The organism is Mesorhizobium sp. P171375, assembly GCF_057786075.1.
The window spans coordinates 5,861,349-5,877,785 of record NZ_JBYNWF010000001.1 but is presented as its reverse complement, the minus strand read 5'-3'; the positions used below and the strand labels follow the sequence as shown (position 1 = coordinate 5,877,785).

Genomic DNA, 16,437 nt, shown 5'->3' with positions numbered 1-16,437 from the left:
ATGGCGGAGTTGCGGGGAGCACTGATCGGTTGCGGCTTCTTTGCCGTCAACCAGATGCATGCCTGGCGTGACATTGAAGGCGCCTCGATCGTCGCCGTTTGCGACCGCGACCCGGAACGGCTGTGCATCGTTGGTGACCAGTTCGGCATCGCGAAGCGCTACACCGACGCGGCCGAACTTTTTGCCAGCGAGAGGCTGGATTTCGTCGATATCGCCACCACGGCGCCCAGCCATCGTCCGCTGGTCGAGATGGCGGCGCGTTACCGTGTGCCGGTGATCTGCCAAAAGCCGTTCGCGCCGACGTTGGCCGACGCCAAGGCCATGGTGAAGGCCTGTGCCGATGCCGGCGTACCGCTGATGGTGCATGAGAACTTCCGCTGGCAGTCGCCGATCCAGGCGGTGCGCGCCGTGCTCGACAGCGGCAAGATCGGCACGCCCTTCTTCGGCCGCATCTCCTTCCGCTCCGCCTATGACGTGTTTTCCGGCCAGCCCTATCTCGCCAAGGGAAAGCGCTTCATCATCGAGGATCTCGGCATCCACAGCCTTGACATTGCCCGGTTCCTGCTGGGCGATGTGTCGACGATCACGACACGAACCGCGCGCATCAACCCTGATATCGCTGGCGAAGATGTCGCGACGATGTTGATGGACCACAAGAACGGCGCGACGTCGGTCGTCGACTGCAGCTACGCGACGAAGCTTGCCGTCGAGCCGTTTCCCGAAACGCTGATCGAGATCGACGGCAGCGACGGCACGATCCGGCTGGCGCAAGAATACCGGCTCACCGTCACCGGCAAGAGCGGCACGAAGATCATAGACGTTTCGCCGCCGCTGCTGCCCTGGGCGTCGCGGCCCTGGCACAACATCCAGGAGAGCGTCGTCGCGATTCAACAGCACTGGGTCGACTGCCTGGCAAAGGGGACTGAGCCGGCGACCTCGGGCGCGGACAATCTCCAAACCTTTGCGCTTGTCGAGGCGGCCTATCTGGGCGCCGCGAGCCACGAACCTGTCCACCTCGATGCCTTGCTGAAATGACAGCCGACGCCTTTCTCCTCTACGGCACACGCGTGGTCGAGGCCGAGCCAGTCAGGCTGAGTGCAGGCCCGCTCAGCGCCGACTTCGTCAACGGCAATCTGCGCAGCATCCGTTATGGTGGCATCGAAGTGCTGCGCGCCATCGCGTACATCGTCAGGGATCGCGATTGGGGCACTTACGAACCAGCGCTGACCAACCTTATGATCGATTGTGGCGCCGACAGTTTCTCGGTGAGCTACACGGCAAACTGCACCGGGCAGGACGCAAGCCGGCTCGCCTTCCGCGCCACGATCAAAGGCTCCTCTGATGGCCATCTGGTCTTCGACGTCAGCGCACTGCCCGAGAGCGATTTCGAGACCAATCGCTGCGGCTTCTGCATCTTGCACCCGATCGCCGGGTTGGCTGGCAGTGCGGTGACGGTCGAGCATACCGATGGCAGCGTGGTGGCGACAAAACTTCCGCTGCTGATCGATCCCTGGCAGCCTTTCAAGGATTTGCGCGCGATCACCCATGAGCTTCAGCCGGGCATTACTGCCGAATGCCGGATGGAGGGCGCCACTTTCGAGATGGAAGACCAGCGCAACTGGTCGGATGCGTCCTACAAGACCTATGTCCGGCCGCTTGCGCTGCCGTGGCCCTATGTGTTGCCTGCCGATCAACCCGTCAGGCAGACGATCAGCCTGCGCATCATCGACGAGGGGAAAATACCGGCTGTCGCGGCAAGCACCGAACCGGTGCGCATCGAACTCGGCGAGGCCGGGCAGAGGCTGCCGGATATCGGTGTGATCATCTACCCGGATGACGTGGAGGCCGCGCTCGCAAACCTTCCGACATTGGCCGCGCTGGGCCCGCAGCAACTTGTCTTCCACTACGACCCGACACGTGGCCATGGGCTGGGTGCGTTGCAGTCCTTTGCAAAACTTGCCGCCGCCTATCCAGTGCAGACGACGCTGGAATGCGTCGTTGTCTGCGCGGGCGATCTCGAAGCTGAACTTTCAGCCGTCGCCGACATGGTGCACCAGGCCGGGCTAAAACTTTCGGCCATTGCCGTCTCGCCTTCCGTCGACCGGCAGTCGACGCCGCCGGGCAGCGCGTGGCCGGACTGTCCGCCGCTCGAAGACGTTTATGCCGCTGCTCGTCGCGCCTTTCCTGGTATCCGGCTTGGCGGTGGCATGTTCAGCTATTTCACCGAACTCAACCGCAAGCGCGTGCCGGCCGGCTTGCTGGATTTCGTCACCCACTGCACTTGCCCGATCGTGCACGCCGCCGACGATCTCAGCGTCATGCAGTCACTGGAGGCGCTGCCCTTCATCACGCGATCTGCGCGGGCGATCTTCGGAGAAAAACCCTACCGCATCGGCCCGTCGACGATTGCCATGCGCCAGAACCCCTATGGCAGCGCGACCAAGGCCAATCCCGGGGGACAGCGCATCGCCATGGCCGACCGCGACCCGCGCCATGCCGGACTGTTCGCCGCCGCGTGGACGATCGGCTATGCCGCGCGCGTCGCGCCGGTTGGACTGGAGCAACTCACGCTCTCCGGCTTCGCTGGACCGTTCGGCGTGCTGGCGGCGTCCGGAGAATCCGTCGCGGAAGGATCACCCCGGCCGATCTTCGATGCCATCAAGGGGCTTTGCGAAATGGCCGGCCTTGCGCATGTGGCGGCAACGACGAGCGATGAGACCAAGGTGCTGGCGCTGGCTGGCCGCGCCGCCTCGGGCAAGATCATCTTGTGGCTGGTGAACCTGGCAGCGGGCGACGTGCCGGTCGACATCTCAGCGCTTGGTCGGGAGCAATTCTTGATGGCGCCTTACGCGATCGCGCGGATCGGCTAAGCTATTTTTCGGAATTCATCACATAGAGCGCGCGGGAGCGCTCGAGATGCTTGATCATCGCCTTCTCGGCGCCGTCTGCATCCTTCTTCTCGATGCGGTCGATGATCTCTTCGTGCTCGGTCAGCGTGAACTTTTCCTTGCCGGTCCAGATCAGCATTTCCGTATGATATTCCTTCAGCCAACCGAGCATCGCCTCGCTGACGGCGACATAGATCGGGTTGCCTGAAATCGCCGCGATCTGGGTGTGAAACTTCATGTCGGCGGAGATGAAGGCTTCGGAATCGCCGCGAAAGCCGCGCTGTTCGGCAATTGTGGCCCGCAGTCGCTCAACGTCCTCGGCGGTTGCGTTTTCGGCGGCTTCCCTGACCATGCCGCGCTCGAAGAAGATGCGCGCGGTTTTCAGGTGTTCCAGCGTGTCCTTCGACGACGACAGGATGATCTTGGCCGCGCCATCGACCTGTTTGATGATCGACTTGGCGGTCAACTGCAGCACCTTGGCGCGCTCGCCATGCGAGATCGCGACCAGGCCCATATTGCTCAGCGCCTGCATCGCCTCGCGGATCGCGGGACGGCCGACCTCGAAGCGCTCCATCAGTTCGCGCTCCGAAGGCATATCGTCGCCCGGCGTCAGTTCGCCGCTGGTGATCAGGCGCTTCAGCCGCAAAAACACTTCATCGGAAAGCTTGCGCCGGACGATCGGCTCCGAACGGTTCATCGTCGCGAATCACTCCCTTGACCGGTGTCTATCTAGCACTGCCGTCACGATTTCCAGAATGCCTGCCAGCCAATCAGCCCATATCTTGCGAGCAGGATATTGCTTGCAAAGCTTATGTACTCATTATACCAGATTTCGACGATCAAGGAACTCTTTTCGAACCTCCTTCGGCCTCAGACAACGAACCATGATCACGCTCACCTACCGCATCGAGACATCAGGCAGCATCGAGGCGCTGGCGGCCAAGATCGCCAGCGACCAGTCGACCGGAACCTTCGTTGCGCTGCCCGGTGAGACCGAGGAACTCAAGGCCAGAGTGGCAGCGCGCGTTCTCGCCATACGCCATCTGCCCGAGGCTGACAGGCCCTCCATTCCCGAGGCCGGTGACGGGCCGTTCAAGCGCGCGGATGTCGACATCGCCTTTCCGTTCGATGCCATCGGCACCGACCTGTCGGCACTGATGACGATTGCCATCGGCGGCGCCTATTCGATCAAGGGCCTGTCCGGCATTCGCGTCGTCGACATGAAGCTGCCGGAGCAATATCGCGGCGCTCATCCAGGTCCGCAGTTCGGTGTCGCCGGCAGCCGCCGGCTGACCGGCGTCACGGATCGGCCGATCATCGGCACTATCGTCAAGCCGGCGCTGGGGCTGCGGCCGCACGAGACCGCCGCAATGGTGGGCGAGCTGATCGCCGCCGGCGTCGATTTCATCAAGGACGACGAGAAGCTGATGAGCCCAGCCTATTCGCCCTTGGCGGAACGGGTGAAGGCAATCATGCCGCTGGTCCTCGACCATGAGCAGAAGACCGGCAAGAAGGTGATGTATGCCTTCGGCATTTCGCATGCCGATCCAGACGAGATGATGCGCAACCACGACTTTGTCGCCAAGGCCGGTGGCAATTGCGCGGTGGTCAACATCAATTCCATCGGCTTCGGCGGCATGGCCTTTCTCAGGAAGCGCTCCAGCCTGGTGCTGCACGCCCATCGCAACGGCTGGGATATCCTCACCCGCCATCCCGGCCTCGGCATGGACTTCAAGGTCTGGCAGCAATTCTGGCGGCTGCTCGGCGTCGACCAGTTCCAGATCAACGGCATCCAATCGAAATACTGGGAGCCGGACACGTCCTTCGTCGAATCCTTCAAGGCGGTGACGACACCGATCTTTTTGCCTGAGGACTGCGCGCTGCCAGTGGCCGGCTCCGGCCAGTGGGGCGGGCAGGCGCCCGAGACCTATGAACGAACCGGCCGCACGGTCGACCTGCTCTATCTGTGCGGCGGGGGCATCGTCAGCCATCCGGACGGGCCGAGCGCCGGCGTGCGCGCCGTGCAGCAGGCCTGGCAAGCTGCGGTCGACGGCATTCCGCTGGTGGAGTTCGCCTTGAGCCATCCTGAGCTGGCGCGGTCGATCGAAAAATTCGGCGACGGCAAGGCAGCCTGAAACGATGCAAAACCTTCTGCTCAGCTATTATGGCGACGATGTCACCGGCTCGACCGATGTGATGGAGGCGCTCGAGCTCGGCGGCGTGCCGACCGTGCTGTTCATGCGCCGGCCGAACGCGGCCATGCTTGCGCAGTTCAGCTATTGCCGAGCCATCGGACTGGCCGGCACCAGCCGCAGCGAGGCTCCGCTCTGGATGGACACGAACCTGCGCGAAGCCTTCGCCTGGCTGAAGACACTGAACGCCGCGCTCTGCCACTACAAGGTCTGCTCGACCTTCGACTCCAGCCCGACGATCGGCAGCATCGGCCGCGCCATCGAGATCGGTCGTTCGGTCTTCGCGCAGGATAGCGTGCCGCTGCTGGTCGGGGCGCCGCAGCTCAAGCGCTACACCGCCTTTGGCCATCTGTTCGCCGCCTATCGCGAAAAGTATTTCCGCATCGACCGCCATCCGGTGATGAGCCGCCACCCGACCACGCCGATGGATGAATCCGACCTGCTGATCCATCTGTCGCGGCAGACGAAGCTGACGTCGGGGCTGGTCGATCTCGCGACGCTGCAGTCGGCGGGCCGGTCTGAAGCGTTCGATCGCTTGTTGGCCGAGGGCACCGACATCGTGCTTGTCGATGTCGACAGCCGGGAGACGCAGGCGCTTGCCGGCAAGGAGATTTGGCGTGTCCGCAAGCCGGGCGGCTCTTTCGTCGTCGGCTCGTCCGGGATCGAATATGCGCTGCTGGCCGAATGGGTGTCGAACGGGACGGTCAGTGCTGAACCGAAATTTTCGCCGCCGGGTGCGGCCGACCGGGTCGCGGTGGTCTCGGGCAGTTGTTCGCCGACGACCGAACGACAGATCCGGCACGCTTTGACCGACGGCTTCGACGGCATCGAGGTCGATCCTGTCGAACTGATCTCCGAAGCGTCCGGAGATGCAATCGCGCGCGCAGTTTCTGCCGGCCGCTCCAGTCTGGAAGCCGGCCGCAGTGTGGTGCTCTACACCGCGCTTGGTCCCGCGGCGGACCGGGGCGCCGAAATCGACCGGCAGGAAGGTGCCCGCCACAAGCTTGGTCGCGGCCTTGGCGAACTGCTTCGCGCGCTGACGATCGAGCAGAATTTGCAACGCGTGGTCATTGCCGGCGGCGACACGTCGAGCCACGCGCTCGGCCAGATGGGTGTCGATGCGCTGACGGTGCGGATGCCGCTGCCGGCATCGCCGGGCTCGCCGCTTTGCGTCGCTCACTCGCGCATCAAGGCGATCGATGGGCTGGAGGTGGCGCTCAAGGGCGGGCAGGTCGGAACCGAACGCTATTTCAGCGCCATCCGCGACGGCCTTCGCAGTTGACAACGCGTCCGCGCCAGCAACCGCGAGATCCATCCGTGCCTCGACTGGCGCCGAAGCCTTAGTGAAAGCCTAGTCGACAACCTGAAATGCAATGGCTTGAATAGCGTCGAAATTGTCGCGCATGTTGACGTTAAATTCACATAAAGATATGGGTTCTTTCTCGCGGCAAGGTGCTTTTGGAGTTCGTCCGCCTTGCTCTATCGGGATTGTCGCTATGTGTTTCGCCCTTGCATCAGACTGCAGGATCGCGCTGCAGCAATCGCCAGTTGCTGAAAGAGGCGGTGATCATGCCCAGCCTGCTCGGAATCGATAACGGTCTGACGGTCACCAAGGCGGTCATCTTCGATGCCGACGGCACGCAATTGTCTGTGGCGCGTCGCCGGGTGCCGCAATCTATGCCCCTTGCGCGTTCGGTAGAACGCGACATGGCAGGCCTGTGGCAAGCGACCGCCGACGCCATCAAGGAGGCGATCGCGCTTTCCGGCAGGCCGGCGGAAGACATCAAGGCGGTAGCGGCGACTGCGCATGGCGATGGTCTCTATCTGCTCGATCATGACCGTCAGCCCTTGGGACCAGGCATCCTATCGCTCGACAGCCGCGCCGGCGACATTGTCGACAGGTGGTGCGCCGGTACCGTTTTCGCCGATGCGCTGGCGACGACAGGCCAGACGCCGCATGTTTCGGCACCGTCGGCGCTGCTGGCCTGGATAAGGCAGAACGATCCTGATCGCTATGGGCGCATCGGCCATGTGCTGGCCTGCAAGGACTGGCTGCGCTTTTGCCTGACCAGCACGATCGGCACCGACCGTACGGAGGCCAGCACCTCCTTCACGGATTTCCGAACGCAGGCCTTCGCGCCGGAAGCGATGCGCATCTTCGGCCTGGACGATCTTTTCGATGCGCTGCCGCAGGTGGCGCATTCGGCCGACATCGTTGGACAGGTCACCGCGGAAGCCGCCGAAATGACCGGCCTGTTCAAGGGCACGCCCGTCGCCTGCGGCCTGCATGACGTGACCGCGTCGGCACTTGGCATGGGCGGCCATGAGGAGGGCACGCTCGCCATTGTCGCCGGCACCTATTCCATCAACGAAGTCGTTTCGTCTGAGCCGCGCGTCGACCCGCGCTGGTTCTGCCGCAACGCCCTCGACGCCGGCCGTTGGAACAATATGGCGATCTCGCCGGCCTCGACCGCCAACTACGACTGGTTTCTCGACACGTTCTGCCGCTCGGAACAGGACACGGCAAACGCGGATTTCGGCTCCATCCACGAAATGCTGGCAAGCGAGATCGACGCCGCGCTGAAAAGGCCTTCGACCATTCTGTTTCATCCCTATCTGTTCGGCTCTCCCTATGGCGATGTCGCCAGCGGCAGCTTTGTCGGCCTGCATGGCTGGCACAATCGCGGCGACATGCTGAAGGCGGTTCTGGAAGGCATTGTCTTCAATCATCGCACCCATGTCGAAGCCTTGCGTGACGGCTTTGCCATCAGCGAGATCCGCCTGACCGGCGGTGGTGCGCGGAACCCGGCTTTCGTGCAGATGTTTGCCGACGTTCTGAACGCCCCGGTCACCGTCACCTCGTCCGACGAGGCCGCGGCCCTGGGTGCCGCCCTTTGCGCTGGGGCCGCGGTCGGGATCTTCGCGACGCCGCAACAGGGCGCCAAGCAGGTCGGCATGACGGAGCGGAAATACCAGCCCGTGCCGGCCTCCAGTGCCGTGTTCAATGAGCGATTTTCGCTCTACTGCCGCATAGCCGAGCAGATGAAGTCGCATTGGCCTGACATCGAAAAGCTGGCGCGGCCGAGGGGAGAAGCATGATCAAGGCCGACGAACGACGCGAAGAAATCGCCGACTATGTGATAAAGCTCGGCCAGGTGCGCATCGACGATCTGGTCGAGCATTTCGGCGTGTCGCGCATGACCATCCACCGGCACATCGACCGGCTGGCGCAGCAGGGCGTGCTGCGCAAGCTGCATGGCGCGGTGACGGTCCAGCCCTCGGGTCTCTATGAGAGCGCCTTCCGCTACCGGGTGACGGTCAATCGAGCCGAGAAGGATGCACTGGCGCGGGCAGCACTGGATTATGTCGAGGCCGGCCAGGTGGTGATGCTCGACGATTCATCGACGGCAAACGCGGTCGCGACGCTGCTGCTCGACGTCAAGCCGCTGACGGTTGTCACCAACAGCGTGTCGACGGCTGCGCTGCTGATCAATGTCGACGACCTCGACTTCATCTGTCTCGGCGGCCAGTATCACGGCACCTACAATGCCTATATCGGCATCGTCTGCGAGAACGCCGTGGCGCAGTTGCGCGCCAATGTGCTGATCTGTTCGGCTTCGGCCATCACCGGAACCACTGCTTTCATCCAGGATCCGAATGTCGTGCGGGTCAAGCAGGCGATGATGGCCGCATCGGTCAAGCGCATCCTTTTGGTCGACCACGCAAAATTCGACCGGATCGCGCTGCATGTCTTCGACGATCTGACCAGTTTCGACGCGGTGATGGTGACCGAGGGCCTGGGCGATGCGCAGGCGCAGAGCCTCGAACGGGCCGGGGTGAAGCTGCGCATCGTCAAGACGAAAGCGCCATGAGCCCAGCCGACGGAGCAGGGGCGAAAGATCGCGCAGGACGCCTCGTCGCGATGGCCGGGACCGGCGAGGTCGACGTCGTCATTCTTGGCGCCGGCATCAACGGGGCAGGGTTGTTTCGCGATCTGTGCGCGCAAGGTGTCAGCTGCCTGATCGTCGACAAAGCGGATTTCGGCTCGGGCACCAGTGCCGCGCCGTCGAGGCTCATCCACGGTGGCCTGAAATATCTCGAGACCGGCGAGTTCGGGCTGGTGGCGCAGTCGACGCTCGAACGCAATCTGCTTTTGCAAAACGCGCCGCACTATGTCAGCCCGCTGCCGACCGTCATCCCGATCTTCTCGTGGAGCAAGGGCATGCTGGCGGCGTTGCGAACGCTGTTCGGCTCGACCAGCGCGCCGCGCAGCCGCGGCGCCATACTGATCAAGATCGGCTTGATGATCTACGATTTCTACGGTTCGCGAAACCAGGTCATGCCGCGCCACCGCATGGTCGGACGGCGGCAGACACTTCGCGAGATGCCGGCTCTCAATCCGGCGATCGTCGCCACCGGCACCTACTACGATGCCAAGATCAGCCACCCCGAGAGGCTGGTACTGGAGCTGATCCTCGACGGCTTGCAGGCCCACGCGGCATCTGCCAGTGCCAACTACACGACACTGGCGGCTTCAGCCAATGGCGTGCTCACCTTCCAGCCGGAAAACGGCACCGCTTTTTCGGTGCGGCCGAAGCTGGTGGTGAACGCCGCCGGTCCGTGGATCGATGACGTCAATGCGTTGCTTGGCGCGTCGTCAAAGATGATCGGCGGCACCAAGGGCTCGCATATCCTGTTAAAGCATGACGAACTGGTCAAAAGCCTTGCAGGGCGCATGCTCTATTTCGAGGCCGATGACGGCCGCATCTGCCTGGTTTACGACTATCTCGGCCTGGCGCTGGTCGGCTCGACCGACATCAAGGCCGACAATCCGGACGCGGTGCGCTGCGAACCCGAAGAAGTCGAGTATCTGCTCGACAGCGTGCGAACGCTGCTGCCGGGCATGGCGTTCGAGCGCGACCAGATCGTCTATGCCTACAGCGGCATCCGACCCCTGCCGACGTCTGAAGCAGCGACGCCCGGACTGATCAGCCGCGATCATTCGGCGCCGGTTGCCGAGCCGGACGGCAACAGGCCCTTTGCAGTCATTTCGCTGGTCGGCGGCAAATGGACGACGTTCCGCGGCTTTGCCGAGGAAGTCGCTGACACCGTGCTCGGGCGCTTGCAGCGCAGCCGCAACGTGTCCACTCAGTCGATGCCGATCGGGGGTGGGAGGGATTTTCCGGCCAATGCCGAGGCGCGCGCGGACTGGCTGGCTGAGGCGCAGCAGGCAACCGGCGTCGAGCAAGAGCGCCTTGACCAATTGCTGTCGCGCTACGGGACCAGAGCCGCGCAGATCGCCAGGCACAGGTCGAATGATGAGGGTCGCCTGCCGGACTCGGACGGCTATGGCAAGGCTGAAATCGACTACATCGCGCGCAACGAATTCGTCGAACATTTGGCCGATGTCGTCATGCGCCGCAGCACTTTGGCGATAGCCGGTTCGCTGACGCGCCGCGATCTGGAGGAGATTGCCGCGATCGCCGGGCGGGCGTTGGCGTGGAGCACTGAGCGCCTCGCGCGGGAAGTCGAAGCCGCTGTTGTCGAGCTCGAGGGCAGGAACCTGATGCGGCTGGACTGATCGCGCCGACGCCGACGCCGGTAGTATTCTAGGGCAATCCGATCGGTTTGCCCTTGTTGCGCCTTGTGCACCAAAATTCCTGTCTTACATCCGGATTGGGATTTTCATCGCCATCGAACATTTCAACAAAAACAAATGCTTATTCGTTATTTCAGCTGCCGGCGCTCAAGGGTCCATGTTGTCGTTGAACATGATATAACGCAAATTGACGTTAACTTAACGCCGCCGTATGATCGCCTAATATGTTGACCTCCTAATATGCTGCGTCGGCTGCCGACCCCGTCGGCTGAGGCAACCATCTGCGGAGGATTGACAGCGATGCAAAGGTGTGAAAATTTTTGCATACAAAGATAATATTATCACCCTGGGGAGGGGATGGCTTGAAATCCGGCGGAACCGCGAACCGCGACCACGAGTCCAGCCTCGCCACGCGCGCGGCCTGGCTCCACTATGCCGGAGGTCTCACACAGGCTCAGGTGGCCAAGCGGCTTGGCCTGACCAGCCTCAAGGCGCATCGGCTGATCACTAAGGCCAACCAGGACGGCCTGGTCAGAGTGTTCATCGACGGAGATGTCGCCGAATGCGTCGACCTGGAGCAGCGCCTGACCGCCGCCTATGGGCTCGACTATTGCGAGGTGGTTCCCGATCTCGATCAGGACGGACTGCCGCTCAAAGGTCTGGGCATTGCCGGCGCCCAGTTCCTCAAGCGCGAAATCGATCGCGGCGAAGACATGCTGATCGGCGTCGGCCATGGCCGCACGCTTGCGGCCTGCGTCGAATATCTGACACGCACCACTGCTGCCCACATCCGTTTTGTCTCGCTGCTTGGCGGCGTGACGCGCAAATTCGCCGCCAACCCGCACGACGTCATGCATCGCCTGGCAGAGCGGACCGGCGCGCAGGCTTTTGTCATGCCGGTGCCTTTTGTCGCCAACACCGCCGAGGACCGCGAGGTGCTGCTTGGCCAGCGCGGCATCAGCGATGTCTTCGCTCTCGCCGGCCGGTCCGACCTGATGTTCGTCGGAATAGGCACGGCCGAACGGGAGGCGTCGCTGGTCGCCACTGGCATGATCGAGCCTGCCGAAATCGACGATGTCAAACGTGACGGCGGCGTCGGCGAATTGCTTGCGCATTTCTTCGACGACAAGGGCCGCCCGGTCGAAACAGCGCTGTCGGAAAGAATCCTGGCGCTTCCGCGCGATCAGTTGAAGGGCCGCAGGATCGTGGCCGTCGCCGGCGGCAAGGTGAAAGTGCGGGCCATCAAGGCGGTGCTCGAAAGCCGTTATCTGAGCGGCCTGATCACCGACGAATGCACGGCCAGGGCACTGATCGAACAGGGCCGGCTTGAGAGTGCATCCGGTGCAACGAAACGCCGCGTGAACGGAGGATCGTCGAATGCGTGACAACGGAAAATCCGCTTCGCTGGTGGTTGTATCATGAGCGCCAAGGCTGCCACCGCATCGCCCCGGCAGACTTCGCCCGGCCTGCGCCGCGCACTTGCCGGCGCCGCTGTCCTGGTTCTGCTCGGCGCTATGGCGCTCGATACCAAAATCGTCAAGATCGGCTCCGCCGGCGATGTTCGCAACGCCGTGTTCTCCGCAGCCGACTACGGCAAGTCGGAATTTCCCAAGGTGCAGGCCGATGTCGAGACGCGTGCCGCCGACGCCGCAAAGGTGGCGACGGCGATCGCCAAGGACAGGGCTACGGCCGAGAAAGAATACGGCGTGCCCGCGGGTGTCGGGCCGGTCATCTCGGTCAAATTCACCGGCGTCGTCGGCGAGGGAAAGTCGGGCATCTACAAGGTCGCTGTCGACGGTTTGCCGGATACGCTGACGGTCCGCGTGCAGACAGGGCCAGCGATCAACGGCACCGAGCTTCGCGACGCCACCGGCAAGATCACCTTCGGTCAGTTCACCAACCAGATCGAATACCAAGACGCCGGCTCGGCGCTGAACAACGAGATGAAAAAAGAGGTGCTGACGAAAGTCGATACCGGCGCCTTGACCGGCAAGACCATAGCGGTGGTCGGCGCCTTCAAGCTGGTCAATCCGAAGAGCTGGCTGGTCACGCCGGTAAGGCTGGACGTCAAATGACAACGGCTTCCGGCACAGAACCCGCGACTGGCGACGCCGTGCTTTCGGCGCGCAATGTCGTCATGTCGTATGGAGGCGTTCACGCGCTCAAGGGCGTCAACTTCGACATCCATCGCGGCAAGGTCACGACCCTGTTTGGAGAGAATGGCGCCGGCAAGTCGACGCTGATGAAGATCCTGTCCGGCGTGGTGACGCCGACATCCGGCGACATCGTGCTCGATGGCAATCTCGTCAGCTTTTCCTCGTCTTCGGATGCGCGCGATCGCGGCATTTCGATCATCCACCAGGAGCTCAGCCTGGCGCCGAATCTGAGCGTTCGCGACAACATCTTCATGGGCCGCGAACTGCGCACCAGAACCGGCCTCGACTTCGCCGAGGAGTCGCGCCAGGCGCGGGCGCTGATGGCCGACCTCGAAGAAGACATCGATCCGATGACCCTGGTCGAGGATCTGCGCCTTGGGCAGCAGCAGATCGTCGAGATCGCTCGCGCATTGTCGGTCGATTCCCGCATCCTGATCATGGACGAGCCGACCTCCGCACTCAGTGCCACAGAGGTGGAGGTGCTGTTCAAGGTGATCCGCGACCTGACCAGCCGCGGCGTCTCGATCGTCTACATATCGCATCACCTCGAAGAGGCGCTGCAGATCACCGACTATGCCGTCGTGCTGCGCGACGGATCGATCACGGCGACGGCCGAGGCCAAGGACATCGATCTCGAATGGATCGTCCGCAACATGGTGGGCGAGAATTTTGACCTCGGCTCGCCGCCGACCGGCCATGAATTCGGCGAGGTCGCGCTGTCGATCGAGGATGTCAGCGTCACCGACGCTTCGGGTTCGGACTATGTCGTCGATCACCTGTCGCTGGACGTCAAAGCGGGCGAGATCGTCTGCATCTATGGACTGATGGGCGCCGGGCGCACGGAATTGCTGGAAGCCGTTGCCGGACGCGTGCCGATGGCGGGCGGGCGGGCGCTGCTGGAAGGCGAGGACGTCTCGGGGCTGACCATTGCCCAGCGCATCGCCAGAGGCCTGGTGCTGGTGCCCGAGGACCGCCAGCGCGACGGCCTGGTCCAGACCATGACCGTCGGCCGCAATCTGTCGCTTGCCAGCATCGAGGCGTTCGCCAAAGGCTTGTTCCTCTCCCGGCCCAGGGAACGCGCACTGATCGACGATTCGATCCGGAAGGTCACCATCAAGACCACCGGCGGCCACGCCATGATCGGATCGCTGTCGGGCGGCAATCAGCAGAAGGTCGTCATCGGCAAGATGCTGACGACCAACCCCAAGGTCATCCTTCTCGACGAGCCGAGCCGCGGCATCGATGTCGGCGCCAAGGCCGAAGTCTTCCGTCTGCTCAGCGAGCGCGCTGCGCAAGGCCTGGCGGTCATCTTCTCGACCTCGGAGGTCAATGAGTGCCTCAGCATCGCCCACCGCATCGTCGTCATGCGGCGCGGCAAGATTTCAGCCGAGTTCGGCGCGAACGCCACCAAAGAGCAGATCATGGCCGCCTCCGGCGAAGCCGTGGTCGCCTGATCATAGAATTTCGGAGCCCCGATCATGACCGATGTCAGCCAGGCCAGCAAACAGTGCAGCCCCAGCGCGGGCGGCGAGGGCTTCGACGTGGCCAAGCTGCTGCTCGAGGGTCGGGCTTTCTTTGCCCTGATCGTCATCATCGTCGTCTTCTCGATGCTGTCGCCCTACTACCTCTCGGTGGCGAACTTCCTGACCATGGCCTCGCATGTCGCCATCTTCGGGATTCTCGCCGTCGGCATGCTGCTGGTCATCCTCAATGGTGGCATCGATCTGTCGGTCGGATCGACGCTTGGGCTTGCCGGCGTCGTCGCCGGATTTCTGATGCAAGGCGTGACGTTGACCTGGCTGGGCGTCGTTCTCTACCCTCCGGTCTGGGTGGTGGCGGTGCTGGCCTGCATGCTGGGCGCCGCTGTGGGTCTGGTCAACGGCGTGCTGATCGCGCGGTTCAAGGTTCCGGCCTTCGTCGCCACGCTCGGCGTCATGTACATGGCGCGCGGCCTGGCGCTGCTGATGACCAGTGGCCTGACCTACAACAATCTCGGTGGCAAGCCGGAGCTGGGCAACACCGGCTTCGACGCGCTCGGCTTCAACCGCCTGTTCGGCGTGCCGACCGGCGTGGTGGTGCTGGTGGTCATCGCGCTGATCGGCAGCATCGTCTTGAACCGCACCGCTTTCGGCCGCTGGCTCTACGCCTCGGGCGGCAATGAGCGCGCCGCCGAACTCTCCGGCGTTCCGGTCAAGACGGTGCAGATTTCGGTCTATGTGCTTTCAGGCATCTGCGCCGCCATTGCCGGCCTGATCCTGTCCTCGCAGCTGACCTCGGCCGGACCGACTGCGGGCACCACCTACGAATTGACGGCCATCGCGGCCGTCGTCATCGGCGGCGCGGCGCTGACCGGCGGGCGCGGCAACATCCGCGGCACCTTGCTCGGGGCCTTCGTCATCGGCTTCCTGTCCGACGGTCTGGTGATCATCGGCATCTCATCCTACTGGCAGACAGTGTTCACCGGCGCCGTCATCGTGCTCGCCGTGCTCCTCAATGCCGTTCAGTATCGCCGCCGTAGCAAGCTTCCAGCTTACACGGGCGGCCAACCGACTTCTCAGAAACGGGGGAAGGCCGAACCGGCCAATCCTGCCCAAGGGAAGACTGCCGGGTGACCGGCAGCAACACCGCGTAAACCATTGGAGGAATTTACATGAAAATCGTGCTTAGAAGTTTGCTTGCCGCCGCAATGGTGGTTGGGTTTAGCGCAGCCGCATCGGCCGCGGGCCTGATCTCGATCATCGTCAACGATCCGGCCAATCCCTATTGGCTGACCGAAGGCAACGTCGCCAAGGCCGAGGCCGAAAAGCTCGGCTATACGGCCAATGTCGCTGCCCACAAGGGTGACACCAACACGGAAAGCAATCTGATCGACACCGCCATCACCAACAAGTCGGTGGCGATCATCCTCGACCCGGCCAATGCCGATGGTTCGGTCGGCGCGGTGAAGAAGGCGATCGCCGCCAACATCCCGGTTTTCCTCGTCAATGCCGAGATCAACCAGGAAGGCCTCGCCAAGGGACAGCTCGTCTCCAACAACGCGCAGGGTGCGGCTCTCGGTGCCCAGCAGTGGGTGCAGGCGGTCGGTGAAAAGGGCAAGTATGTCGAATTGCTCGGCGCCCCGTCGGACAACAACGCTGCCACGCGCTCGAACGGCTACGCGACTGTGCTGAGCCAGTATCCGGATCTCGAAAAGGCTGCTTCGCAGGTCGCCAACTGGGATCGTACCCAGGGCCACGACAAGATGCAGAGCATGCTGCAGGCCAATCCCGACATCATCGCCGTGATCAGCGGCAATGACGAAATGGCGCTTGGTGCGGTTGCGGCGCTGAAGGAAGCCGGCAAGCTGGCTGGCATCAAGGTCGGCGGCTTCGACGGCTCTCCGGATGCGGTTGCGGCCATCAAGTCCGGCGAACTGCAATACACCGTGCTGCAGCCTGTCGCCATCTTCTCGGCGAAGGCCGTGCAGCAGGCCGACTCGTTCATCAAGTCGGGCGCCACCGGTGCCACCAGCGAGAAGCAGCTGTTCGATTGCCTTCTCATCACCAAGGACAATGTGGACAAGTACACCGCACCCTTCGTGCTGTCGGAATAAAACGTGCACA

At 63.0% G+C, this 16,437-nt stretch carries 13 protein-coding genes; 12 read left to right on the top strand and 1 reads right to left on the bottom strand.

Annotation, left to right across the window (positions count from 1 at the left end):
- Positions 1-1,035, top strand: a complete 1,035-nt coding sequence (locus ACYHH6_RS28650; RefSeq protein WP_352583442.1) for a Gfo/Idh/MocA family protein — start codon at positions 1-3, stop codon at positions 1,033-1,035.
- Complete coding sequence (apnL, locus tag ACYHH6_RS28645; RefSeq protein ID WP_352583444.1) at positions 1,032-2,870, top strand: D-apionate lactonase; 1,839 nt, start codon at positions 1,032-1,034, stop codon at positions 2,868-2,870. The genes ACYHH6_RS28650 and apnL overlap by 4 nt, the downstream gene beginning before the upstream one ends.
- 1 nt (position 2,871) lies before the next feature.
- Here apnL and ACYHH6_RS28640 read toward each other — a convergent pair whose 3' ends face one another.
- Positions 2,872-3,585 carry a transcriptional regulator NanR gene (locus tag ACYHH6_RS28640; protein WP_142866853.1) on the bottom strand — a complete coding sequence of 238 codons (714 nt, stop codon included), beginning with the start codon at positions 3,583-3,585 and terminating at the stop codon, positions 2,872-2,874.
- A gap of 187 nt (positions 3,586-3,772) precedes the next feature.
- Here ACYHH6_RS28640 and oiaX point away from each other — a divergent pair, with 187 nt between their 5' ends.
- The 10 genes from oiaX to ACYHH6_RS28590 all read left to right on the top strand — a co-directional run bounded on the left by oiaX (position 3,773) and on the right by ACYHH6_RS28590 (position 16,427).
- A complete protein-coding gene (oiaX, locus tag ACYHH6_RS28635) occupies positions 3,773-5,023 on the top strand; it encodes a 3-oxo-isoapionate-4-phosphate decarboxylase OiaX (RefSeq protein ID WP_352583445.1) in 1,251 nt (416 codons plus the stop codon).
- A 4-nt stretch (positions 5,024-5,027) separates the two neighbouring features.
- Entirely contained in the window at positions 5,028-6,362 is a 1,335-nt protein-coding gene (locus tag ACYHH6_RS28630; protein ID WP_352583447.1) for a four-carbon acid sugar kinase family protein, read from the top strand.
- 287 nt (positions 6,363-6,649) lie between these two features.
- Entirely contained in the window at positions 6,650-8,179 is a 1,530-nt protein-coding gene (locus ACYHH6_RS28625) for an FGGY-family carbohydrate kinase (RefSeq protein ID WP_352583448.1), read from the top strand.
- Positions 8,176-8,952 (top strand): DeoR/GlpR family DNA-binding transcription regulator, encoded by a 777-nt coding sequence (locus ACYHH6_RS28620; RefSeq protein WP_352583450.1) that lies wholly within the window; start codon positions 8,176-8,178, stop codon positions 8,950-8,952. Before ACYHH6_RS28625 ends, ACYHH6_RS28620 begins: the two co-directional genes overlap by 4 nt.
- Positions 8,949-10,661, top strand: coding sequence for a glycerol-3-phosphate dehydrogenase/oxidase (locus ACYHH6_RS28615; protein WP_435053217.1), 1,713 nt, complete (start codon positions 8,949-8,951; stop codon positions 10,659-10,661). The genes ACYHH6_RS28620 and ACYHH6_RS28615 overlap by 4 nt, the downstream gene beginning before the upstream one ends.
- 380 nt (positions 10,662-11,041) lie before the next feature.
- Positions 11,042-12,064 (top strand): sugar-binding transcriptional regulator, encoded by a 1,023-nt coding sequence (locus tag ACYHH6_RS28610; protein ID WP_352583452.1) that lies wholly within the window; start codon positions 11,042-11,044, stop codon positions 12,062-12,064.
- 33 nt (positions 12,065-12,097) lie between these two features.
- A complete protein-coding gene (locus tag ACYHH6_RS28605; RefSeq protein ID WP_352583454.1) occupies positions 12,098-12,754 on the top strand; it encodes a DUF2291 family protein in 657 nt (218 codons plus the stop codon).
- The gene (locus ACYHH6_RS28600) at positions 12,751-14,289 is read left to right on the top strand and encodes a sugar ABC transporter ATP-binding protein (protein ID WP_352583456.1); all 1,539 of its coding nucleotides are present in this window, start codon (positions 12,751-12,753) and stop codon (positions 14,287-14,289) included. Before ACYHH6_RS28605 ends, ACYHH6_RS28600 begins: the two co-directional genes overlap by 4 nt.
- Before the next feature lie 24 nt (positions 14,290-14,313).
- Positions 14,314-15,447: an ABC transporter permease gene (locus tag ACYHH6_RS28595; protein WP_352583457.1), complete on the top strand. Its 1,134-nt coding sequence runs from the start codon at positions 14,314-14,316 to the stop codon at positions 15,445-15,447.
- 38 nt (positions 15,448-15,485) lie between these two features.
- Positions 15,486-16,427, top strand: a complete 942-nt coding sequence (locus ACYHH6_RS28590) for a D-ribose ABC transporter substrate-binding protein (RefSeq protein WP_081725422.1) — start codon at positions 15,486-15,488, stop codon at positions 16,425-16,427.
- Positions 16,428-16,437 lie beyond the last annotated feature (10 nt).